Consider the following 22,725-nt stretch of genomic DNA (forward strand, 5'->3'; position numbering starts at 1 on the left):
AATGGATTGGAATAAAACTTATGCAGCAATTTATAGAGCAAGAAAAGATTATTTAAAGCCTATTTTTGAAATCGATCCTATTGCTTTAAAAGATTTAGTAGGTATGGAAAGTCAAAAAAAAGCACTTTATGAAAATACTTTAAATTTCATTCAAGATAAGGGAGCAAATCACGCACTTTTATGGGGATCTAAGGGCACTGGAAAATCAAGTTTAATTAAAGCTATATTTAATGAATTTAAAGAACAGGGCTTAAGACTTGTCGAATTAAATAAAGAAGATTTATTTGCCTTAGCAGATATCATCGATGAAATCAGATTAGAAAATTTTAAATTCATACTTTTTTGTGATGATTTTTCTTTTGAAAAGGGAGATGATAGTTATAAATTTTTAAAACCTTTACTTGAGGGAAGCATAGAAAAAGCCCCAAATAATGTAATTATTTATGCGAGTTCAAATCGTAGGCATTTATTAAGTGAAAGCATTACTGATAATCTTGATACGCAAATCACACATACAGAACTTCATTTAAGCGATGCTGCTGAAGAAAGATTAAGTTTGAGTGATAGATTTGGTTTGTGGTTAAGTTTTTATCAGGGAAATTTAGAAGAGTATTTAAAGATGATAGATTTTTATTTTAAAGATTATTCTTGTGATAAAGAGCTTTTGTACGCTAAAGCTAAAGAATTTGCTACTCTAAGAGCAAGTAGAAGTGGTCGTACCGCAAAGCAATTTTATTTAGCTTTTAAGGAGAATTTTAAATGACTGGAGCACAAATTTTTACCAAGCTTTTAAATTTGGATTTAAATTATCATGATTTTGATTGGCTTGAAAATCAAGGATTGAGTGAATTTGAGCTTTTAATTTCTGTCGTTTTAACTCAAAATACAAATTGGAAAAATGTCTTAAAAGCTTTAGAAAATTTAAAAAAAGAAAATATTGCAAGCTTAGAACAAATCAATACTTTATCCAATTTAGAACTTGCAACTTTAATTAAGCCTAGCGGATTTTATAATACCAAAACTAAGCGTTTAAAAGGTTTGGTAGAAAGTATCATAAACACTTATGAAAATTTAGAAAATTTTAAAACAAATGCAAGCAGAGAATGGCTTTTAAATATCAAAGGTTTAGGTTTTGAAAGCGTTGATAGTATTTTAAACTATCTTTGCAAAAGAGAGATTTTGGTTGTAGATAATTATAGTTTGCGTTTGGCTTTTTACTTAGGTTATGAGTTTGAAAATTATGAAGAATTAAGAGAATTTTTTCAAAGTGACATAGAGAGTGAGCAAGAAAATTTGTATAAAATTTTAGGAAAAAAATGCGAACTTTACGAACTTTATCAAATTTTTCATGCTTTGATTGTAGCTTTTGCAAAACAGAGTTTTAAAGGACAAAAATTAAGCCCTAAGGGTGAAGAATGGATCAAAATTTTAAAGGAAGATTTATGAAAGCAAAAGGAAGTGAACTTATACCTGTTTTAACTATAGCAGGGAGTGATTGTAGTGGTGGAGCAGGGATACAAGCCGATCTTAAAACCTTTAGTGCACACAATCTTTTTGGTATGAGTGTGGTTTTAAGTGTGGTAGCTGAAAATACCGCAAGGGTGATTTCTGTACACGATATACCTACTCAAAGCGTGGATGAACAAATGCTTGCCGTGTTTGAAGATATAGTGCCAAAGGCAACTAAAATCGGAATAATAGGTTCTTGTGAATTAATGAGCTGTGTAGCTAAAAATTTAAGCGAGTTTAAACCTCAAAATGTAGTTATTGATCCTGTAATGTTTGCCAAAAATGGCTATGCTTTAATGCCGCAAGAAAATTGTGATTTTTTCAAACAAACTATAATAAAATTTGCAGACATTCTTACTCCTAATATTCCTGAAGCAGAGTTTTTATGTGGTTTTAAGATCGCTAATGAAGAGCAGATGATAAAAGCAGCTAAGCATTTATGCAGCTTGGGGGCTAAGGCAGTTTTACTTAAAGGCGGACATAGTGAAGCAAATGCCAATGATGTGCTTTATAATGGAAAAGAAATTTATATTTTAAAAGGCGAACGCATAGAAACTAAAAATACTCACGGTACAGGTTGTACGCTTTCTTCGGCTATTGCTAGTAATTTAGCTAAAGGCAAGGATTTATTTCACGCTGTTAGTGAAGCTAAAGAGTATGTAAGAAATGCGATTTATTATTCACTTAATCTTGGAAAAGGTTGTGGTCCTACAAATCATTTTTTCAAGTTTCTAGATGAAAAATAAATTAGATCTTAGCCTTTATTTGGTTGCTACTAAGGGAAATAAAAGCGAGGAGTGTTTTTTAAATACTTTAGAAAATGCTATAAAAGGCGGAGTAAGTATCATACAACTTCGTGAAAAAGAGCTTAATGCAAGAGAATTTTATAAACTAGGCTTAAAGGTGCAAAAACTTTGCAAGTCTTATAAAATACCTTTTTTGATTAACGATAGGGTGGATATAGCTTTAGCCTTAGATGCTGATGGGGTGCATTTAGGACAGGAAGATTTAGAAGCAAAATTAGCTAGAAAGCTTTTAGGAGATGAAAAAATCATAGGCTTAAGTCTTAAAAAGTTAGAACAACTTGAGTTTATACAAGGAGTAAATTATCTAGGTTGTGGAGCTATTAAGGCAACGCCTACTAAAGAAAGTTCGCTTTTAAGCCTTGAGCTTTTAAGTCAAATTTGTGATAAAAGCCCTATAGGGGTTGTAGCCATAGGTGGGATTGACAAAGAAGCACTTGTTGAGTTAAAGGGTATAAATTTAAGCGGTGTGGCTGTGGTTAGGGCGATCATGGATGCTAAAGATGCTTTTTTGGCAGCTAAAGAGCTAAAGCGTAAAATCTATGAAAATTTATCTCTTAAATGAAACTCCTTTTGAAGGGGTGGAAAATCTTATTTTAAATGAGATTGTTTTTTATGATTTTAGTGTGGATTTGAGTTTGTATGATGCTTTAATCTGCACTTCAAAAAATGCTTTAAAAGCTTTACAACATGCAAAAATCACTTTAAATTTCAAACTCAATTTATACGCTGTGGGACAAAGTACAGCTCAATACGCTAAAAATTTAGGTTTTAAAAAGATTAAAATTCCATCAAAGGCTTATGGAAAAGATCTTTTTCTTGAATTTAAAGAGGAGTTAAAAATGCAAAAATGTTTGTATTTAAGGGCTAAAAATATTGTTTCAACTTTAAATTTGGATCTTAAAAATGTAGGTGTGGATTTAGATGAAATGATTGTTTATGAAAATGTTTTTAAAAAAGGCGACAAAAAGCTTATCTATCCTGCTATTTTTATATTCACCTCTCCTTTAAGTGTAGAAAATTTTTTAAAATTTTATAGCTTAAAAGAAGAAGATAAGGTTGTAGTTATAGGGCAAAGCACAGCAAAGAAGCTTTTAAATTTTAAAAATCTTTATATATGCGCAAATCAAAGTCTTTTAGACTGTGTTAAGCTCGCTAAGACTTTGGTTTAATTTTTTAAATTCCAAAAATTTTCTTTGGGATAAATAATAATGCTTTTTGTGAGTAAAATTTCATCATTGACATTTTTATCACGATTTAAAGCAATGCTAATGTGGGCTATAATAACACCATCTTTGCTTAAATTTGCATCGGGATTGAAGTTGGAAAATTTAAAATTAACACATTGTGCAATAGGATAAAAATATTTTATTTTAATCAAAGCTTTTGTGTAATTAAAATATATATTGTCTAAACATTCTTTATTTTCTTGCTTTGCTTGATATAAAAAATATTTAGAAAATTGCGTTGCATTGTGACTTAAAATTTGAGCTTGAAGGTAGTAATAACTATCTTGGATTATTTTTGGAGTATAGCTGGATATGTTTAAGGTCAAGCTCATCCATAGACTTATTAGTAGTATTAAAAAAATTGTCCAAATTAAAACATAAGCTTTTTTCACAGTAAAATTCTTTTTTCAAGGCAATGTTTTGTTTGTCTTTTTAGGCAAATTTTTAATTTATTGTTTTGCAGGTTAAATGAGCTTATGTTTTTAGAAATTAATCCTTGTTGGTTTAATTGTTCATTAAATTTTGGCTTTATTTCATATATAAGTTCTTCATTTTGCAATTTGATAACTAATTGAGCTTGCAAAGGAATAAAACTACCTGTAAAATTTGCAGATATACCATTTTCCAAGATAGATATTTTTTCAATCTTATTAATTTTATAAGCATAGCTAATATGTTCATTGTCGTTATATAAATCTTTTCTATTTTGGAGTTGTGTTTTAAAATCAGAATGAGGTGAATAAAGTGTATGATTATTTTCTAAAATAAGAGCAGAATTAATAAGATAAAGTTTATTATCTTTTAGGCTAATTAACTCATCTTTTAAAAGACATTTTAATGTATTTTGTGAAAATGTAATATTAATACAATTTTGTATTAATTTTTCTATTTTAAGCAAGTTTAAATGTGCTTGAGTGATAAGATTGTTTGTATGTAAAGCAGTAAAATTTAAATGATAAAAATCCATTAAAGGTTTTGAAAGTAAGCTAGTTATAAAAGTAAAAAGTATTAGTGATATTATAAGTTCAAAAAGTGTAAAAGCTTTGCTCATTCTTTAAAATAAACGCTATAATTTTGATCTTGAAAGTATAATTTTTGAAATTGAAATATACCATCATTAACAAACTGTTCTTGTAAAACTATAGGTTTTAAGGCTGAAGTTTGAAGTATGATGGTTTTAAAAATAGGCTTTTCATATAATTCTTCTTGAAGTTTATAGAGTCTTTCAAAAATATTTAAATTTTCATAGTTTTTGTAAAGTTGAATATAGTAATAAAAAATGCCAATGAAAATTAAAGATATGATCGTTATAGCACTAATGCTTTCTATAAGTATGAAAGCCTTTTTCATTTAGCGCTGCTAGCATTTATGGCTTCAAAAAAACTTCCGCGAATTCCTTTTTGTTCGAGTATTTTTATGCCTTTTATTGTAACTCCGCCAGGGGAGCAAATATTTTCTTTGATAATAGCTGGATGTTCATGTTCTAGTAAAGCACTAGAGCTTTTAAATAAAGAGCGCGTAAGATTGAGACTAAGTTCTTTTGACAAACCTTCATAAACTCCAGCATTAGCAATGCTTTCTGCTATAAGTGCTAAAAAAGCAGGAGCGCAGCCGCTAATTGCCATAGCTGCATTCATTTGTATTTCATTATCTAATTTATAAGCCGAGCCAAAAGTTTTTAAAATGTCTAAAATTTCATTTTCAAAATGAGAGTTTTTAAGTATATATGGTGTGGTTGAAGCCTTGTATTTAGCTGCTGTATTGGGTATTATTCTAACATAATTTTGAGCTTTGATGGTTTGTAGTTTTTCAAAATCAACATTGGCTAAAACAGAGATTAAGATACGTGCTTGTCCTTTTAGCATTTGAGCAATATTTTCTAAAGCATAAGGTTTAAATGCTAAAATAACATCTTTACCTTCTATGTTAAAATCTTTGTAAAGTAAGGTTTTAAAGCCTTCTTTGGCGAGGGCTTGAAGTTTTTCTATACTTCTTCCTACTATACAAATTTCATAATCATCTTTTAACCCATAGGCTAAGGCTGTTGCCATAGATCCATTTGCAAGTATATAGAGCATTATTTTTTAATATAATTAGCAATTTGATCAGCTTGAAAAAAGTCGGGATAATTAACTGTATCTAGTATCACTTGTACCATAGTATTATTATCAAGATTAATGACTACTGGAGCTAGAAAATTCACTGTCGATTCTTCAATGCTTTTTGCTATGGCTACTATATTAAAAATTTTCATATTAGATTCAGGTGTTAAAGAAAGAAGCTCTTGATAATAAGTTGGTATATCAAATTCATAATCAGGTCTAATCAAATAAGGATTAATTAAAACAAAAGAAAAGTCTTTACCATCAAGACTTTTAAGTCTTACAAATACTTCATCGATAGTTGAAAATTCCATATTTTTGGTTTCTTCAAAACCTAAGATAGGGCATTTAACAGCTAGGGTCATGTTTTCTCCTCAAGTTATAATGTTTAATATTTTAACATAAAATAAGCAATAATCATTCCAAAATTTTAAATTATTTAATTAATTTTATTATAATTTTAGAAGAACATAATTATAAAATCGTTAAAATATATATTTTTGAGAATATAAATCAAGGTGAAGTATGAAAAAAGGTATTTTTTTATTGGTTTTTTTAAGTGTTTTTTTTAGTGCGTGTAGTACGAAAAATGATGAAGGTTTATACAATCTTAGTGCTAGTGAGTGGTATAAGCAAATTATTAAAGATTTGCAGGACAAGGATTTGGAAAAAGCTGATGATCATTATAATGGTATGGCAAGTGAGCATGTTGCCGATCCTTTATTGGAAACTATTTTAATTATTTTAGCACAAGCTCATATGGATGAAGAGGAATATAAGTTAGCTGAATTTTATTTAGATGAATATAATAAAAAATTTGGAAATTCACGCAATGCTGATTATATTCGTTATCTTAAAATTAAGGCAAAATTTGATGCATTTGCAGTGCCAAATCGTAATCAGGCTTTAATGCTTGAAAGCCAAAAAGAAATAGATACTTTTTTGAAAGATTATCCTTATACAGAATATGAACCTTTGGTTCAAACAATGCTTACAAAATTTAATTTAGCGGTTTTTTATCTTAATAGTACTATAGAAAATCTATACCAGCGCATAGGGCATGATGAAAGTGCACAAATTTATAAACAAAGACTTCAAGAAAGTGAATTTTATCAGCAAAGTATTATCAAACCTGAGCTTCCTTGGTATAGAAGTATATTTGAAAGATTTTAATAAACAAGGAAAATAAATGCAGATTGAAGAGATACAAAATTATCCAGCAAATTTACCAGTATTGGTTGAAGATGAATTATTTTTATATCCTTTTATGATAACTCCTATTTTTATTAACGATTCATCCAATATGAAAGCTTTAGATCTTGCGATTAAAAATGATAGCATGCTTTTTGTTGCACCTTCAAAGTTGGAAAATGGAAGAAATTTTGATGAAATTTATAATTGCGGAGTGATTGGGACTATCATGCGAAAAGTTCCTTTGCCTGATGGAAGAGTGAAAATACTTTTTCAAGGATATGCCAAGGGTAAAATTATAGAGCAAATTTCTAATAAACCTTTAGAAGCCAAGATAGAACTTATAAAAGAAGACTTTTTAGAAGGAACTAAAAAAGAAGCACTTCTTGAAGTTTTAAAAGAGAAAGTAAAAAATTTGGCAAATATTAGTCATTATTTTTCTCCAGATCTTTTAAGAACAATTGAAGAAGGTTTTGATGCATCTAGGATTTGCGATTTGATTTTAAATACTGTGCGTATTAAAAAACAAGTTGCTTATGAGTTTTTTGTTTTAACAGATCTTGAGCAAAAATTAGTAAAATTAATAGATTTAATTGCTCAAGAAATAGAAGCTAATAAAATTCAAAAAGAAATTAAAAATAAAGTACATTCTCGTATTGATAAGGTAAATAAAGAATATTTTTTAAAAGAACAATTAAGACAAATTCAAAAAGAGCTTGGTTCTGATACGCAAAAAGAAGATGAGGTTAGAGAGTATCAAAAGCGTCTGGAGTTAAAGAAGAAATTTATGCACGAAGACGCTTATAAAGAAATCAAAAAACAAATTGAAAAATTCGAACGCATTCATCAAGATAATTCCGAAGCATCGATGATTCAAACTTACATAGAAACAGCATTAGATGTTCCTTTTGAAAAAATTTCTAAGAAAAAACTTGATATTAAGGAAGTTTCAAAACAGCTCAACCATGATCATTATGCATTAAATAAACCAAAAGAACGCATAGAAGAATATTTTGCAGTTAGGGAACTTTTAGAAAAAAGAAAAATAGCAGAAAAAGATGGTGCTAAAGTTATACTTTGTCTTTATGGGCCTCCTGGCGTTGGTAAAACTTCACTGGCAAATTCTGTTTCAAAAGCTTTAAAAAGAGAGCTTATTCGTATAGCTTTAGGTGGACTTGAAGATGTTAATGAGCTGCGTGGTCATCGTAGAACTTATATAGGCGCTATGCCTGGACGTATTACTCAAGGACTCATAGAGGCAAAACAAATTAATCCTGTAATTGTATTGGATGAAATTGATAAATTAAATCGCAGTTTTAGAGGCGATCCAAGTGCGGTGCTTTTAGAAATTTTAGATCCAGAGCAAAATTCTAAATTTAGGGATTATTATTTAAATTTTAATATTGATTTAAGTAAAGTCATTTTTATAGCAACGGCAAATGATATTAGCAATATTCCTGCACCTTTAAGAGATAGAATGGAATTTATAGAACTTAGCTCTTATACTCCAAGTGAAAAATTTCATATAATGAAAAAATATTTAATTCCAGATGAGCTTAAAAAACATGGCTTAAAATCCAATGAATTATTTATTGATGATGAAACTATAGAGCTAATCATTAGCGATTATACTCGTGAATCAGGAGTTAGAAATTTGCGTCGCAAAGTGGCAGAGTTGTGTCGTAAGAGTGCTAAAAAACTACTTTTAGAAAATATTAAAAAAGTCATTATTAATACAAAAAATTTGAATGAATTTTTAGATAAAAAAGTTTTTGAAATAGAAAAAAATAATGGAGAAAATCAAGTAGGTCAGGTCAATGGTTTGGCTTGGACAAGCGTAGGTGGAGATGTTTTAAAAGTAGAGGCTGTAAAAATTAAAGGTAAAGGAGAATTAACGCTCACAGGAAGTTTGGGTGATGTAATGAAAGAATCAGCTAGAATTGCTTTTAGCATGATAAAAGTTTTAATCGATGAAGGAAAAATAAAAATACCTAAAAAAATAATTATTGATCCTAAAGTTAATGTTTATGATAGTTATAATATTCATATACATGTGCCAGATGGAGCTACTCCAAAAGATGGCCCAAGTGCAGGTATTACGATAAGCACAGCTATTGCTTCTATTTTTAGTGATAAAAAGGTTAAAGCAGATGTTGCAATGACGGGTGAAATAGATTTAAAAGGAAAAGTTTTACCAATAGGTGGATTAAAAGAAAAATTAATTGCAGCTTATAAAGCAGATATAAAAACAGCTTTAATTCCAAGAAAAAATTACGAAAGAGATTTAAAAGATATTCCTAGTGAGGTTAGAGACAATATGGAAATCATTGCTGTCGATACTTTCAGTGATGTTTTAGAATATACTTTGGTTTAATTTTATTTTGAGAATAAATGTATAAGAAAGCAAACTTTTTACAAGTTTGCTTTTAAAAGATTATAGTCCTTCAAAAGGATTGTTGATTACTTCTTTTCTATCCACTATATAAGGGATAAGGGCTACATGTCTTGCGCGTTTGATTGCAACTTCTACCATTTCTTGGTATTTTTTGCTTGTGCCTGTTAAACGGCGTGGCATGATTTTAAATCTTTCAGATAAAGCATGTTTTAACATTGCTGTATCTTTATAATCAATAAATTCAACTTTTGCTTCAGTGTATTTGCAATATTTGCGAGAGTATTTTCTTTTTTCTGCCATAGTTTATCCTTTAAAATGGTAAATTAGTATCATCGCTATCATAAGCATCGATATCAATTTCTTTTAATTTTTCTTCGTGTTGTGGGCTTTGGTTTCTCTGTGGAGCAGGGTTTGCTTTTGCTTTATTAAAATTTTGATTTTCACTCATATAAGGATCATAGCTTTGATTTTCATAGTTTCCACTATAATTGTTGTTTGAAAAGCTATTATTGCCAAAATTTCCGCCTTGTTGTGGAGTATTGGAATTGCCAAGCATTTCCATATTTTCAACTTGAATGCTATGTTTAGAGCGATTTTGTCCATTTTGATCACTCCATTGTTCAAATCTCAAACGTCCTTCTATGAGTACTTTTGAACCTTTTGTAAGGTATTGGTTTGCAACTTCTGCGGTGCGACCATAAAAGCTTATATCAATAAAGCAAGTTTCTTCTCTTTTTTCTCCATTTGCGGTAAATCTTCTTGTTACTGCTATAGCGGAAGCTCCAATAGCACTACCGCTTTGTGCATAACGCATTTCTATATCACGTGTAAGATTTCCAACCAAAACAACTTTGTTAAACATCTTTTTCCTTATTGAATTTCAGGAGCATCTAAAGGTTTAATTTCTTTTTTAGATTGCTTAATCCCGTGGCTTAGTTTTTCCCAAGCTGCAATTTCTTTTTTATTTTCATATTTTACGATTAAAAATCTTATTACCTCTTCAGTGATTCTTAACACCCTTTCAAGCTCAGCGATCAAGTTTGTAGGAGCTTTGAAATAAATCACAAAATAAGTTCCTCTTTCGTATTTTTTGATTTTATACGCTAATTTTCTAGTACCCATTGGAACAACAGTTTCAATTTCTGCACTATTTTTGGTTAGGACTTCTTTAACGAATTCCAACTTCGCATTCACTTCCTCTTCAGTAAGTGTTGGTTTTAAGATAAATAAAACCTCATAATGTTTCATCTTTTCTCCTTATGGATATTAAAGCCCATTTTTATGAGCAAGGATTTTGCATAAAGCAAGACTAGATTATATCAAAATATACTTAATTAGTCTTGAATACTTAAGGTTTTATCTAAATTTGTTTTGATTTCTTCAAGCATAGCAAAACGTTTTTTATACATGGAGCGTTTTTGCGAAGGGATTTCTTCTAGGTTTTTTTGAGAGTGGTGGAGTTTATAGTATTTGTGTTTATTGATTTTTATTAATTCTCCACCATTTTCTAGCCAAATTTTTTGATAATCTACAAAATAGCCTTTTTCTTTTCCTTTTTGAGAACGGATTTGATTTTTTTCATGTACACCTAAAGTAGTTTGAAGTTTTAAAATTTCACAAAGCATCTTAGAGCATTCTATAAGTAAAGCAACAGGGCGCAAACCATGACATTTTTTAGTTAAAATTTTATTAATTTCTAAAATATTAAAATCTTTGTATTTATGTCCTTGTATACAAGAAAGTAGAAGATTGTTTTCTAAAGTAAAGCAAAAATTACATTGTAAGATTGTGTATTTTTTAAATTTTAAAGAAAAAGCCCAAAAACCTTCTTCGCAAACATTATAGTTATATCCTAAAAAAAGCTCAAAATCTTCATCAAAAGAAAAAATTATTTGTTCCTCGGGAAGAAATTTAAAACAAGCGAGTCCCTTATCAACATCATAAATAAGTGTTTTAACACGTTCATTTGCTTTAAAACTTTTATCGCAAAATCTTCTTGTAGCATTGTAACAAGCATAGGGTCTTTGAGAGAAAAAGTCTTTTAAATGTTTATTTTTTTCTTTATTAAGCGTTTTTTCTAGAAGTCTTACTTGAGGAAAATATAAAATTTTTCTTGCTTGAAAACGCAAATAGCGCCAAAAGATTATACTTTTTCTTCTATCAGTAAAATTTGGAATAGGGTAGGAAAATTTTTTATTCACCTATAATCCTTGATATATCATTATAAGTTGCAAAGAGCATTAAACTTAAAAGTATTGCCATGCCTGTATAGCTTAAATATTCAAAAGTACGCTGTGGAACTTTGCGTCTAAAAATCATTTCATAAAGATTAAAAAGTATATGTCCTCCATCAAGCATAGGAATAGGTAAAAGATTTAAAATGCCTAAATTTATAGAAATTAAAGCAGTGATAAATAAAAGCAAAGTAAAGCTATTTTGTGCAGCCTTTGAGGTAATTTCAGTCATGGTGATAATACCGCCTAAATTTTTTGCTTCAACTTCACCACTTATGAGTTTTACAATACCCTTGATGATGAGTGTAGAAGCTTGAAAACTTTCTTGTGCGGCATATTTAAAACTTTCTAAACCTTGGTGTTTTACAAGAGTGCTTGTCCCATTTGGACTGACTCCAAGTTGAGGTTTTTCAACGATTTGTCCAAAGTCATTGTATCCTTGTCCTATTTTTGGAGTTAAAATAAATTCTAAATTTTTTCCTTCTCTATTGATTAATATTTTCAAAGGATCTAAACTTAAATGCTTTGAAATTTCATCAAAGGTTTGAATTCTTATACCGTTAATTTCTAAGATAGTATCATTTTTTTGAAGTCCTATTTCTTGTGCAGCAGAGTTTGGCGCTATGTTTCCTATTTGCGGAGCAAGTTTGTTTAGACCTAAATTTCCTATGATAATATAAAGAAAAAAAGCTAAAATTAGATTAAAAAATGGTCCAGCAAAAAGAATATAAATCTTTTTTAAAGGGCTTAAAATGCTATAGCTATCTTTGTCTAGATTTTCAAAACCAGGACGCATATCATCTTGTCCTTTAAGTTTAACATATCCTCCAAGTGGTAAAGTGCTTAAGCGATAGTTTGTGCCTTTAAATTCACGCTCTATAAGACTTTTTCCAAATCCTATACTAAAAACTTCAACTTTTACACCCAAAGATCTTGCAGCCAAAAAATGTCCTAATTCGTGAAAGAAAATTAAAAATGAGATGACTAAAACAGTTGCTAAAAATTCAATAGAATAAAATTTAATTCCCAAAATCAAAATAACAATTAAAAATAATAAAGATCTCATTTTTCTCCTTTTTTTTGAGCTTTTATATAAGTATAGATGTATTCAAATCCAGAATAAAGAGTTAAAATCAAAGCTATGTAAAGTAGAATTTCACCGCCTATCCACTCCATGATTAAAAATCCTATCGCAGTCATTTGAAAAGCGGTTTTAAGTTTGCCTGCAAAAGAAGCATTGACATTTAAATTTTCGCTAATCATTACAACTCTAAAACCTGTGATAAAAAATTCCCTTACTAATATAATATAAATTACCCATTCATTAGCTTTTCCTGTAAGTAAAAGCCCTAAAAAAGCTGCTAAAACAAGCATTTTATCGGCTAATGGATCTAAGATTCCACCCAGTTTTGTAGTTTGTTTCCAAGTTCTTGCGATGTATCCATCAAAAAAATCACTTAAAGCTGCTAATGAAAAAGTTAAAGCAGCAAAATAGTTAATCCAACTTTGATGAATATTTTCAAAATGATGAATTAATAAAAAAAATAGCAAAGGCGCTAAAACCATTCTAAAAATCGCCAAGATATTGGGTAAATTCATAACAAGCCTTGTGAAATTAAATGTAAAATTATAATCAAAATTGTATAAAATTTAAGCAAAGACTTAGTAAAAATACAAAAAAGAATCAGTTTATTTTTATTTAAATTTTGCTTAAAAGCAAAATTTAAATAAATTTTACAACTTCATCAAAACTAAAACGATTTTTTTGAGGATTTTTTTCATCGTTGCAATATCCTAAAGCCACCACCAAACTTGATCTTTCTTTTTGAATATCAAGTGATAAATAAGAATTAAGCTTTTGTTTATCAAAACCACCTATAGTGCAGCTTGCTATATTTAAAGCATTAGCACTGTAAAGTATGCTAGCTAGAGCTATATGAGCTTGTTCACTTGCATAAGATATTTTTTCTTCTTGATTTAGAGATTTTAAAAAAGGCATATAAGCATCTAAGCGTTTTTGAATTTCTGTTTCACTCATATCTCTTTTTCTAAGTTTTTCTTCAAAATAATCCAAAAAATCAAGTCTTGAAATGATGATAATTAACGCAGCGCAATCTTTTACATGTTTTTGCTGGTTGCAAATTTTAGAAAGTTCTTCTTTTCTTTTCTCATCTTGCACTACTATAAATTTCCAAGGTTCCAGTCCTAAGGAGCTTGGGCTTAATCTTGCTATTTCTAAAATAGAATTTAAATCCTCTTTTTTGAGTTTTTCATTTTTAAAATTTCTACAAGAATATCTTGTACTAAAAATTTCAAGTTCTTTTTTCATTATTTTTCCTTGTAAAATTCGACGACTTCATTAAAATTTAAGCGTTGAGTAGAATATTTTGGTTCATGGGCTTTATATCCTAAGGATAAAATTACAGCAGTTTCAAAAGGATAAGTTAAATTAAGAAAATCATCAACCTTAGCTTTTTCAAAGCCACCTATCATACAAGAATCAATACCTAAGCTCATTGCAGCTAGTGACATTTGCATCATAGCAAGATAGCATTGAAGTTGTGCATAATGATAGAGTTCATTATCATTCATTGCATTGGTTTTATGAGTATAAATTTCTAAAATTTTTTGAAAATTTTCTTCGCTAGAACCTGAGAAACGACGCACTTGTTTTTGTGCAAATTCATCTTTGCTTTGAAGATCTTTTCTTGCTAGAAAAATAATATTATGACTCGCACTTGCTACATTTTGTTGATTGTAACATAGAGTTGAGAGCTTAAGATTATGTTCTTTTTGTTCTAATACTACAAATTTCCAAGGCTCAAATCCATGTGAGCTTGGGGCTAAGACTCCACTTTCTAAGATAAAATGCAAATCCTTTTCATTGATTTTTTTATCATTAAAAAGTTTACAAGCTCTGCGTTTTGAAATTAGTTCTTTAAAATTCATTTTATTCCTTAAAATCAAAAATAATAATATTAATTATAAAATGCAAAGCTTAATCAAAAAATATTATAGTTTGATATTTTTCTTAAAAACAAAACCGGATTTTTCAAAACCCATTTTTTGGATATAAAATTCATGAGCTTGTGTTCTAAAAAAACTTGAACTTAGTTCTAATTCTTCATATCCTCGATCTTTTGCCCAAATTTGGATTTTTTTCAAAAAAGCTTGACCTATACCCTTTCCTCTTAAAGTTTCATCTACGACAAAATCACAAATATAAAGACAATGATTATGATAAAGTACATTAAAGGGCATGACTCCACAAGCTGCTTTGTAGCTTCCCTCATTTTCATAGGCAAAAAGTTTATAATGTTGAGTTTGTGTAGCAAGTTGGATTTTGTCTAAAAAATCTTTCAAAGATAGGTTATTTCTTAATTGTTTTATCAAGGGATAAATTTTTTCCAAGTCTTCTTTTAGCTTAATTTCTTTCATTTTTAAATCCCTTAAATTTCAAAAATTTCAGGTTTTAATTTTAAAAGTAAGCAAAAAGTTGCCAAAACAGCTTGTTCTTGTATAAATTCACGATCTCCATCTAAATAAAGCGTTTCTTGGATAAAAGTTCCATCTCTAAACATTGCACCTATATAAATAGTGCCTGATTTTATTTTTCCCTCATCTTTTTCGCCAACTACTCCGCTAATAGCTAAGGCAAAATCAGGATTAGCTGTTTTAAAAATACCTTTTAGCATAAAATAAACACAACGTTCACTGTATTCGCCATTATTTTCTAAGACGCTTTCGCTAATTCCAAGCCATTCGTGTTTGATGCGGTTGGAATAACTTACAATAGAACCTTCAAAAATTTCACTTACACCTGAAATTTTGGTTAAGGTACTTGCACAAAGTCCACCTGTGCAACTTTCAGCAAAAGAAATTTTTAATTTTTTTTCTAAAAGTTTAGAGCTTATAAAATGTATAGGATCTTTACCTAAAAACACCTTTTGTCCAAAAAGATTTTTTACGCTATTTAAAAAACCATCAAGTTTTCCAAAATTAGCGCAAGTGGCCTTAATAAGCACAAGATTATCTAAAAGCTTGGTTAATTTTATATTTATCTCATAAGATTTTGTTAGGGTTTGCAGTAGTAATATAGCGCTTTCATCATCCATGCCAAAAATGCAAAAATATGCAAAATTTAATTTTATATGCCCAAGAAGATTGGGTAATTTTTCGCTTGGATTTATTTTAACGACATTGATTTTTGAATTTGAAAAATTACACACAAAGCTATTTTTACTAAATTCTGCTTTATCTGGAACCAAGGTATCATCTTTTAAGATAAGATTATCATCATTTAAAGTTGCTAAAATTTTAGCAACAGTCGCATAATGCAAAGGGCTTGTAAATAAAGTGATAAAATCATACTGATTTAAGAGATTTTCAAGTAAAAAAGGTAAATCTTTATCGGTTTTACTTTGTATGCGAATTTCGTTGATTTCTTTAAATTTTTCTTCATAAGTTCTATAAATATAATTTTTGAATTTTTCGTTTATAGTAAGCTCATCTCCTATAAGATAAAGCAAATGTTTCATAAATTTTCCTTTTTTTTCTTATAATTATAGCCAAAAACAAAGTAGAAATTAAAGCTAATTTGAGTAGAATTTAAGATTATTAAAAATTAGGTGGAAAAAATGGACTACAAAGAAACTCTACTTTTGCCCAGCACTACTTTTGCTATGCGGGCGAATTTAGCGGAACTTGAACCGCAAAGATTTAAAAAATGGTTTGAGCAAAATTATGCTTATGAAAAAATGAAAGAAAATCGCAAAAATGCGAAAAAAAGTTTTACCTTACACGATGGCCCCCCTTATGCTAACGGACATATCCATATAGGACATGCTTTAAATAAAATTTTAAAAGAAACTATTATCAAAACGCATTATTTTAAAGGTGAGAGTGTGCGTTTTACTCCAGGGTGGGATTGTCATGGTTTACCTATAGAACAACAAGTAGAAGTAAAGCTTGGAGAAAAGAAAAAAAGCTTAAGTAAAAAAGAAATTCGTGAGTTTTGCAGACAACATGCGAGTGAATTTGTAGATATCCAAAGAGAAGAATTTAAAAATTTAGGCATTATTGCGGATTGGGATAAGCCTTATTTGACTATGAAATTTGAGTTTGAAGCAGCGATTTATAGAACTTTATGTGAGATTGCTAAAAAAGGCTTACTTTGCGAGCGTTCTAAACCTGTTTTTTGGAGTTGGGCGGCAAAGTCAGCTTTAGCGGAAGCTGAAGTAGAGTATCAAGATAAAGAAGATTATTCTATCTTTGTGGCTTTTGATTTAGATGTAAAAGCTTGCGAAAAATTAGGTGTTTCAAAAGCAAGCGCAGTGATATGGACAACTACGCCTTGGACTTTAGTGGCTAATCAAGCTATAGCTTTAAATCCTAATGAAAATTATGTGATCACCAAAGAGGGTTTGATTTTTGCAAGTGCTTTACTTAAAAGTATGGTAGAAAAAGGACTTACAAGTGGAGAAATTCAAAAAGAATTAAACGCAAAAGAATTTGAAAAACTTGAAGCTATCAATCCTTTAAATGGAAGAAAATCTGTTTTAATTATGGGTGAGCATGTATTGATGGATGGTGGAAGTGGACTTGTGCATACTGCACCAGGACATGGCGAAGATGATTACTATGCTTGTTTGAAATACGGTATTGAAGTTTTAATGCCTGTTGATGATGGTGGATGTTATGATGAAACTTTAAGAGCTAAAGAGCTTTTGCCTTCTCATTTGCTTGAAGAGTTTATAGGTCTTCATATTTTTAAGGCCAATGAAAAAATTTTAGAACTTTTAGGCGAAAAACTTTTACATTCTTCTAAATTTATACACTCTTATCCGTTTTGCTGGAGAACACATAAACCTGTAATCTATAGAGCTACTAAACAATGGTTTATTTTAATGGATGAGCCAAAACTTCAAGGAAAAACCTTAAGAGAGTGTGCAAAAGAACAACTTTTAAAAACAGCTTTTTATCCGCAAAGTGGGGTAAAAAGAATAGGTTCTATGGTGGAAAATCGCCCAGATTGGTGTATTTCAAGACAAAGGGACTGGGGAACGCCTATAGCCTTTTTTAGAGATAAAAACACTAAAGAAGTCATTTTTGATGATGAGCTTTTTGACTTTGTAGCGGCTATTTTTGAAAAACACGGCGCTGATGCGTGGTGGGAGTTTGAAATCAAAGATTTAATTCCTACAAATTCAAAATACAACGCTGAAAATTTAGAAAAAGTATATGATATTTTAGATGTTTGGTTTGATAGTGGAAGTACTTTTAATGCGGTTTTAAATAGCGGACTTTATGACGCAGGAGAAAAAAGAGCAAGTATGTATTTAGAAGGAAGCGATCAACATCGGGGTTGGTTTCAAAGCTCTTTGCTTGTAGGTACAGCGATCAATGAAAGTGCACCTTATGAAAGCATTTTAACTCATGGTTTTACCACCGATGAAAAAGGGCAAAAAATGTCTAAATCTAAAGGCAACGTGATCGCTCCTGAATATGTAGCAAAAACCTATGGAGTTGAAATTTTAAGACTTTGGATACTTTTAAGTGATTATTCAAGTGATTTAAAAATTTCAGACAATATCTTAAAACAAGTGGGTGAACAATATCGCAAAATAAGAAACACTATAAGATTTTTACTTGCCAATACAAATGACTTAAAAGATTTAGAAGTTAAAGAATTTAGCTTTATCGATAAATGGATATTAAGCCGTGCAACTAAAGTTTTTAAAGCAAGCAAAGAGGCATTTTTTGCTTATGAATTTGCTAAAGGTTTTAGTTTGCTTTTAAATTTCTTAAGTGCGGATTTAAGTGGGATTTATCTTGATATCAGTAAAGATAGACTTTATTGTGATAGCGAAAATGCCCAAAGAAGAAAATCTGCTCAAGTGGCTATGGCTTTGATAGCAAAAGAGCTTTTAAATTTACTTGCTCCAAATTTAAGCTATAGTGTAGATGAGGCTTTAGAACATGCTAATGTTTTAATCAAAGGCGATGCAAAAGATGTATTTGATCTAAGTTTAACTCAGGATTTTGATTATGATTTTGGTATAGATGATACATTTTTAATGAGTGCTAGAGAGAAATTTTTTGAACAAATTGATATACTTAAAAAAGATAAAATCATTAAATCTACTTTGGAATTAAATTTAAACATCAGTTTTAATAAATTCCCAAATGAGGAATTAGCCGATTGGTTTATGGTAAGTCAAATCAGCAATGAAAATGAAGAAATTTTGGCTGAATTTGAAGTAGAGAATGAGAAATTTAAAATCACCAAAGCTTCACTTTGTAAATGCCCAAGATGTTGGAAACTTCAAAGTAAAGATGAAGAAACACCTTGTTTAAGATGTGAAGAAGTTTTAAAAGGAGTTCAATGCTAGAAAATCCTATTCCAAATAGCATTATCATCACAACTATAGCGGTGGTTTTGGCTTTTAGTGCTTTAGCAGTATTTTTGATCAAAAAAACAAAGGAAAATAAATGATAACTTTAAAAGAAGCTTTAAAATACTCCAAAGAAGAACTTGAAAATTTAAAAAAAGAACTCAATGAAAAAGCAAAAAAAGAAAAAAAAATAGGTGCTTATATCGAACAATTTTTAGATAAAGACTTAAGTGTTTCAGGTGAAGGTGTGCCTGTAGCTATAAAAGATAATATCAGCGTAAAGGGCTGGGAGCTTACTAGTGCGAGTAAGATTTTACAAGGTTATATCGCCCCTTATGATGCAAGTGTGATTGTTAATTTAAAAGCTAATGGTTTTTCTCCTTTTGGGCGTTGCAATATGGATGAATTTGCTATGGGAAGTTCAACAGCGAGTTCTTATTATGGCAAAACTTTAAATCCTTTAAATTTTGAGCGTGTGCCAGGTGGTTCAAGTGGCGGAAGTGCTGCTGCGGTAGCGGGTGGCTTGGCTTTGGCAAGTTTGGGTTCTGATACAGGAGGATCTGTACGTCAGCCTGCAGCTTTTTGTGGTTGCGTAGGATTTAAACCGAGTTATGGAAGAGTGAGTCGCTATGGCTTAGCTTCTTATTCTTCAAGTTTGGATCAAATCGGGGTTTTAACGCAAAATGTAGAAGATGCGGCAATTTTATATGATGCGATCGCAGGATATGACAAAATGGATAGCACGAGTGCAAATATCGAGTTTATCAAAACCGCTCCAAATTTAAATGCAAATAAAAAATTAAAAATTGCAGTGATTGAAAATTATGTCAATGATGCAGATAGTGAAGTAAAAAATGCACTTTTAAAAACCATAGATATGTTAAAAGCTAATGGACATGAGATTGTATATAAAAATTTGCTTGATTCTAAGTTTGATATTGCGGCGTATTATATCATCGCAACAGCTGAAGCAAGTACAAATTTAAGTCGTTATGATGGGGTGCGTTATGGCAAGCGTTCTGAAAATATCCAAAATTTAAAAGAAATGTATGTAAATACACGCAGCGAAGGTTTTGGAGAAGAAGTAAAAAGAAGAATTTTGTTAGGAACTTTTGTTTTAAGCAGTGGATATTATGATGCGTATTATATTAAAGCACAAAAAGCTAGAGCTTTTATTAAGGCAAAATATGAAGAAATTTTGCAAGATTGTGATCTTATTTTTATGCCTGTAACTCCTACAACGGCTTTTAAATTTGATACTCAAAAAAGCCCTATGCAAACTTATTTAGAAGATGTTTATACTATCTCTGTAAATTTAGCAGGACTTGGAGGCATTAGTGTGCCTGTTGCAAAAGATAAAGAAGGGCTTAATATATCAGCACAACTGATTTGCAAAGCTTATGATGAACAAACCTTGTTAGATGGGGCTTTAAGTTTAGAACAAATGATTAAACATTAAGGATGAAAGATGAAAATTGTAAAAAGAGCTTTAACTTTTGAAGATGTATTATTGCGTCCTGGGTATTCTGAAGTTCTACCTAAGGAAGTAAAAATTCACACTAAACTAACAAAAAATATCACTTTAAATATGCCTTTAATCTCTGCGGCTATGGATACAGTTACCGAACACAGAGCTGCTATCATGATGGCAAGACTTGGAGGACTTGGAGTGATTCATAAAAATATGGATATAGCCTCGCAGGTTAGAGAAGTAAAAAGAGTGAAAAAAAGCGAAAGCGGGGTGATTATCGATCCTATTTTTGTAAGTCCTAAGGCAAGTGTTGCGGAGGCTTTAGAAATTATGGCAGAGTATAGAATTTCAGGTGTTCCTGTAGTAGATGAAGATAAGAAACTAATAGGCATACTCACCAATCGTGATTTAAGATTTGAGAGTGATTTTTCAAATTTGGTTGAAAATGTTATGACTAAAATGCCTTTAATCACTGCTCCAAAGGGTTGTACTTTAGATGATGCGGAAAAAATTTTCAGTACCAACAAAGTAGAAAAACTTCCTATAGTGGATGAACAAGGACGCTTGGAAGGACTTATCACTATAAAAGATCTTAAAAAACGCAAAGAATATCCTGATGCCAATAAAGATAATTTTGGAAGATTACGCGTGGGTGCGGCTATAGGAGTAGGGCAAATGGATCGTGTGGATGCTTTAGTTGAAGCAGGCGTTGATGTTGTTGTGCTTGATTCTGCGCATGGGCATTCTAAGGGTATTATTGATACAGTAAAAGCAATTAAGGCTAAATATCCAAATTTAGATCTTATCGCAGGAAATATCGCCACTGCAGCTGCAGCAAAAGCACTTTGTGAAGCAGGAGTAGATGCGGTTAAAGTAGGTATTGGGCCAGGAAGTATTTGTACTACACGTATTGTTTCAGGTGTGGGCGTGCCTCAAATTTCAGCCATTGATGAATGCGTAGAAGAAGCAAATAAATTTGGCGTTCCTGTGATAGCCGATGGCGGGATCAAATATTCAGGTGATATCGCAAAAGCTTTAGCTGTGGGTGCGAGTTCTGTTATGATAGGATCTCTTTTAGCTGGAACAGATGAAAGTCCAGGAGAGCTTTTTACTTATCAAGGAAGACAATATAAGTCTTATCGTGGTATGGGCTCACTTGGTGCTATGCAAAAGGGAAGTTCGGATAGATATTTTCAGCAAGGTACTGCCCAAGATAAACTCGTTCCTGAAGGTATAGAAGGGCGTGTTCCTTATGTGGGAAGTATAAGAAGCGTGGTGCATCAACTTTTAGGAGGTTTGCGTTCTTCTATGGGTTATGTTGGGGCTAAAGATATAGAAGATTTTCAAAAAAGAGCCGAATTTGTTGAAATTACCACTGCAGGACTTAAAGAAAGTCACGTGCATGATGTTACTATCACTCATGAAGCACCAAACTACAAGGTTAATCATCAATGAGTTTTGAAGAAAATTTAAAACACGCTAATGAATCTTTGGAAAAATTAAATAATCAAGAGCTTGCCTTAGATGAAAGTGTAAAAATTTATAAAGAAGGTTTAGAGAGTATCAAAAAAGCAAGACTTGAGCTTGAAAAAGCAAAATTAGAAGTGGAGCAAATTGATGAGTAAAATAGCAGCTTTACAGTTTCCAACTTTAGCTTTAAGTGAATCAAGGCTTGATTATTATCTTAAAGCTTCAAAAGACAATGGAGTAAATTTAGTAGTTTTGGGAGAATATGTGATCAACAGTTTTTTTACAGAACTTTTGCATATGCCAAAAAATATGATAAAAGAACAAAGCGAAGCTAAAAAAGAAAGCTTGATTAAACTTGCTAAAAAATACGAATTAGAAATCATCGCTCCTTATGTAAGCGTTGAAGCTAAAAGTTATAAAAAACTTTGCTTAAAAGTTACTCCAAATGGTGTGAAAAGTTATGAACAGCAAATTTTAATGCCTTATGAACATTGGAATGAAGAAAAATTTTTCAGCAACAAAACTCCATCAGAATTAAAAATTTTTACTTTTAATTATGAAAAATTAAAATGTGCTTTGCTTTTTGGTTTTGAGACACATTTTGATATTTTTTGGCAACAGATTATGGCGAAAAAAATTGATTTGGTTATCGTTCCTAGTGCTTGTACCTTTGAAAGCAAACAAAGATGGGAAGAACTTTTAAAAACAAGAGCTTTTTTAAATTCTACAAGCATTTTAAGAGTAAATCGCATAGGCAAAACAAAAGATGAGTGGAATTTTTACGGCGATACTTTGTTTATTAATGCTTTTGGCGAGATAGAAAGTAAATTAGGTTCTGAAGAAGAAATGCTTATTATAGAGCCTAAAAAAAGTGATGAAGCAAGAAAACTTTGGGGTTTTGATAAAATTCTTAAGAATTTTTAAAGA

At 30.5% G+C, this 22,725-nt stretch carries 28 protein-coding genes; 13 read left to right on the forward strand and 15 right to left on the reverse strand.

Going from position 1 to position 22,725, the window contains the following annotated elements:
- Window position 1 precedes the first annotated feature (1 nt).
- Genes AJ889_RS06720 through AJ889_RS06740 form a run of 5 tightly spaced genes read left to right on the forward strand, consistent with a single transcriptional unit; the run spans window position 2 to window position 3,484 of the window.
- Window positions 2-763, forward strand: coding sequence for an ATP-binding protein (locus tag AJ889_RS06720; RefSeq protein WP_032585146.1), 762 nt, complete (start codon window positions 2-4; stop codon window positions 761-763).
- Window positions 760-1,446 carry an endonuclease III domain-containing protein gene (locus AJ889_RS06725; protein ID WP_002852847.1) on the forward strand — a complete coding sequence of 229 codons (687 nt, stop codon included), beginning with the start codon at window positions 760-762 and terminating at the stop codon, window positions 1,444-1,446. The genes AJ889_RS06720 and AJ889_RS06725 overlap by 4 nt, the downstream gene beginning before the upstream one ends.
- Window positions 1,443-2,255 (forward strand): bifunctional hydroxymethylpyrimidine kinase/phosphomethylpyrimidine kinase, encoded by an 813-nt coding sequence (thiD, locus tag AJ889_RS06730; RefSeq protein WP_002869542.1) that lies wholly within the window; start codon window positions 1,443-1,445, stop codon window positions 2,253-2,255. The genes AJ889_RS06725 and thiD overlap by 4 nt, the downstream gene beginning before the upstream one ends.
- Window positions 2,245-2,877 (forward strand): thiamine phosphate synthase, encoded by a 633-nt coding sequence (gene thiE / locus AJ889_RS06735; RefSeq protein WP_002852670.1) that lies wholly within the window; start codon window positions 2,245-2,247, stop codon window positions 2,875-2,877. The genes thiD and thiE overlap by 11 nt, the downstream gene beginning before the upstream one ends.
- Window positions 2,855-3,484 carry a uroporphyrinogen-III synthase gene (locus tag AJ889_RS06740; RefSeq protein ID WP_002869541.1) on the forward strand — a complete coding sequence of 210 codons (630 nt, stop codon included), beginning with the start codon at window positions 2,855-2,857 and terminating at the stop codon, window positions 3,482-3,484. Before thiE ends, AJ889_RS06740 begins: the two co-directional genes overlap by 23 nt.
- Here the strand turns inward: AJ889_RS06740 and AJ889_RS06745 are convergent.
- Genes AJ889_RS06745 through fliW form a run of 5 tightly spaced genes read right to left on the reverse strand, consistent with a single transcriptional unit; the run spans window position 3,481 to window position 6,008 of the window.
- Entirely contained in the window at window positions 3,481-3,933 is a 453-nt protein-coding gene (locus AJ889_RS06745) for a hypothetical protein (RefSeq protein WP_002859148.1), read from the reverse strand. The genes AJ889_RS06740 and AJ889_RS06745 overlap by 4 nt on opposite strands.
- Window positions 3,930-4,592, reverse strand: coding sequence for a hypothetical protein (locus AJ889_RS06750; RefSeq protein WP_002858296.1), 663 nt, complete (start codon window positions 4,590-4,592; stop codon window positions 3,930-3,932). Before AJ889_RS06750 ends, AJ889_RS06745 begins: the two co-directional genes overlap by 4 nt.
- Window positions 4,589-4,891 carry a type II secretion system protein gene (locus tag AJ889_RS06755; RefSeq protein ID WP_002853046.1) on the reverse strand — a complete coding sequence of 101 codons (303 nt, stop codon included), beginning with the start codon at window positions 4,889-4,891 and terminating at the stop codon, window positions 4,589-4,591. Before AJ889_RS06755 ends, AJ889_RS06750 begins: the two co-directional genes overlap by 4 nt.
- Window positions 4,888-5,619 (reverse strand): pyrroline-5-carboxylate reductase, encoded by a 732-nt coding sequence (locus AJ889_RS06760; RefSeq protein ID WP_002859150.1) that lies wholly within the window; start codon window positions 5,617-5,619, stop codon window positions 4,888-4,890. Before AJ889_RS06760 ends, AJ889_RS06755 begins: the two co-directional genes overlap by 4 nt.
- Window positions 5,619-6,008: a flagellar assembly protein FliW gene (gene fliW, locus AJ889_RS06765; RefSeq protein ID WP_002852982.1), complete on the reverse strand. Its 390-nt coding sequence runs from the start codon at window positions 6,006-6,008 to the stop codon at window positions 5,619-5,621. Before fliW ends, AJ889_RS06760 begins: the two co-directional genes overlap by 1 nt.
- A gap of 160 nt (window positions 6,009-6,168) precedes the next feature.
- Here fliW and AJ889_RS06770 point away from each other — a divergent pair, with 160 nt between their 5' ends.
- Both AJ889_RS06770 and lon read left to right on the forward strand, forming a co-directional pair.
- Complete coding sequence (locus tag AJ889_RS06770; protein WP_002860191.1) at window positions 6,169-6,816, forward strand: outer membrane protein assembly factor BamD; 648 nt, start codon at window positions 6,169-6,171, stop codon at window positions 6,814-6,816.
- Window positions 6,817-6,832: 16 nt separating this feature from the next.
- Window positions 6,833-9,208 (forward strand): endopeptidase La, encoded by a 2,376-nt coding sequence (gene lon, locus AJ889_RS06775; RefSeq protein WP_002853487.1) that lies wholly within the window; start codon window positions 6,833-6,835, stop codon window positions 9,206-9,208.
- Between the two features lie 60 nt (window positions 9,209-9,268).
- Here the strand turns inward: lon and rpsR are convergent, their stop codons facing one another.
- The 10 genes from rpsR to AJ889_RS06825 form a co-directional block, all read right to left on the reverse strand.
- Complete coding sequence (gene rpsR / locus AJ889_RS06780) at window positions 9,269-9,529, reverse strand: 30S ribosomal protein S18 (protein WP_002853032.1); 261 nt, start codon at window positions 9,527-9,529, stop codon at window positions 9,269-9,271.
- Window positions 9,530-9,539: 10 nt separating this feature from the next.
- Window positions 9,540-10,091: a single-stranded DNA-binding protein gene (locus AJ889_RS06785; RefSeq protein WP_070293321.1), complete on the reverse strand. Its 552-nt coding sequence runs from the start codon at window positions 10,089-10,091 to the stop codon at window positions 9,540-9,542.
- A gap of 8 nt (window positions 10,092-10,099) precedes the next feature.
- Complete coding sequence (gene rpsF / locus AJ889_RS06790; RefSeq protein WP_002853062.1) at window positions 10,100-10,477, reverse strand: 30S ribosomal protein S6; 378 nt, start codon at window positions 10,475-10,477, stop codon at window positions 10,100-10,102.
- Between the two features lie 86 nt (window positions 10,478-10,563).
- Window positions 10,564-11,430 (reverse strand): VirK family antimicrobial peptide resistance protein, encoded by an 867-nt coding sequence (locus tag AJ889_RS06795; protein WP_002859152.1) that lies wholly within the window; start codon window positions 11,428-11,430, stop codon window positions 10,564-10,566.
- On the reverse strand, window positions 11,423-12,529 hold the full coding sequence (rseP, locus tag AJ889_RS06800; protein ID WP_002852927.1) for an RIP metalloprotease RseP: 1,107 nt from the start codon (window positions 12,527-12,529) through the stop codon (window positions 11,423-11,425). Before rseP ends, AJ889_RS06795 begins: the two co-directional genes overlap by 8 nt.
- A complete protein-coding gene (gene pgsA, locus AJ889_RS06805) occupies window positions 12,526-13,062 on the reverse strand; it encodes a CDP-diacylglycerol--glycerol-3-phosphate 3-phosphatidyltransferase (RefSeq protein ID WP_002853053.1) in 537 nt (178 codons plus the stop codon). Before pgsA ends, rseP begins: the two co-directional genes overlap by 4 nt.
- 124 nt (window positions 13,063-13,186) lie before the next feature.
- Window positions 13,187-13,792 carry an NAD(P)H-dependent oxidoreductase gene (locus AJ889_RS06810; RefSeq protein ID WP_032586321.1) on the reverse strand — a complete coding sequence of 202 codons (606 nt, stop codon included), beginning with the start codon at window positions 13,790-13,792 and terminating at the stop codon, window positions 13,187-13,189.
- Window positions 13,792-14,412, reverse strand: coding sequence for an NAD(P)H-dependent oxidoreductase (locus AJ889_RS06815; RefSeq protein ID WP_002852938.1), 621 nt, complete (start codon window positions 14,410-14,412; stop codon window positions 13,792-13,794). The genes AJ889_RS06810 and AJ889_RS06815 overlap by 1 nt, the downstream gene beginning before the upstream one ends.
- A 63-nt stretch (window positions 14,413-14,475) precedes the next feature.
- Window positions 14,476-14,901 carry an N-acetyltransferase gene (locus tag AJ889_RS06820; protein ID WP_002859154.1) on the reverse strand — a complete coding sequence of 142 codons (426 nt, stop codon included), beginning with the start codon at window positions 14,899-14,901 and terminating at the stop codon, window positions 14,476-14,478.
- 11 nt (window positions 14,902-14,912) lie between these two features.
- On the reverse strand, window positions 14,913-16,001 hold the full coding sequence (locus tag AJ889_RS06825; protein ID WP_070293323.1) for a CinA family protein: 1,089 nt from the start codon (window positions 15,999-16,001) through the stop codon (window positions 14,913-14,915).
- A gap of 99 nt (window positions 16,002-16,100) precedes the next feature.
- On the opposite strand from AJ889_RS06825, the gene ileS reads away from it, so the two are divergent.
- The 6 genes from ileS to AJ889_RS06855 are packed head-to-tail and all read left to right on the forward strand — an operon-like array spanning window position 16,101 to window position 22,722.
- Window positions 16,101-18,854, forward strand: a complete 2,754-nt coding sequence (gene ileS, locus AJ889_RS06830; protein WP_070293325.1) for an isoleucine--tRNA ligase — start codon at window positions 16,101-16,103, stop codon at window positions 18,852-18,854.
- A complete protein-coding gene (locus tag AJ889_RS06835) occupies window positions 18,848-18,958 on the forward strand; it encodes a membrane protein (protein ID WP_002869114.1) in 111 nt (36 codons plus the stop codon). The genes ileS and AJ889_RS06835 overlap by 7 nt, the downstream gene beginning before the upstream one ends.
- Window positions 18,955-20,316 carry an Asp-tRNA(Asn)/Glu-tRNA(Gln) amidotransferase subunit GatA gene (gene gatA / locus AJ889_RS06840; RefSeq protein WP_002852939.1) on the forward strand — a complete coding sequence of 454 codons (1,362 nt, stop codon included), beginning with the start codon at window positions 18,955-18,957 and terminating at the stop codon, window positions 20,314-20,316. The genes AJ889_RS06835 and gatA overlap by 4 nt, the downstream gene beginning before the upstream one ends.
- Window positions 20,317-20,325: 9 nt before the next feature.
- Window positions 20,326-21,783, forward strand: coding sequence for an IMP dehydrogenase (guaB, locus tag AJ889_RS06845; protein ID WP_002852968.1), 1,458 nt, complete (start codon window positions 20,326-20,328; stop codon window positions 21,781-21,783).
- On the forward strand, window positions 21,780-21,953 hold the full coding sequence (xseB, locus tag AJ889_RS06850) for an exodeoxyribonuclease VII small subunit (protein ID WP_002853034.1): 174 nt from the start codon (window positions 21,780-21,782) through the stop codon (window positions 21,951-21,953). The genes guaB and xseB overlap by 4 nt, the downstream gene beginning before the upstream one ends.
- Entirely contained in the window at window positions 21,946-22,722 is a 777-nt protein-coding gene (locus AJ889_RS06855; protein WP_002852935.1) for a carbon-nitrogen hydrolase family protein, read from the forward strand. The genes xseB and AJ889_RS06855 overlap by 8 nt, the downstream gene beginning before the upstream one ends.
- The last annotated feature ends 3 nt before the right edge of the window (window positions 22,723-22,725 follow it).

The organism is Campylobacter sp. BCW_6468, assembly GCF_001762865.1.
Classification (GTDB): Bacteria; Campylobacterota; Campylobacteria; order Campylobacterales; family Campylobacteraceae; genus Campylobacter_D; species Campylobacter_D jejuni.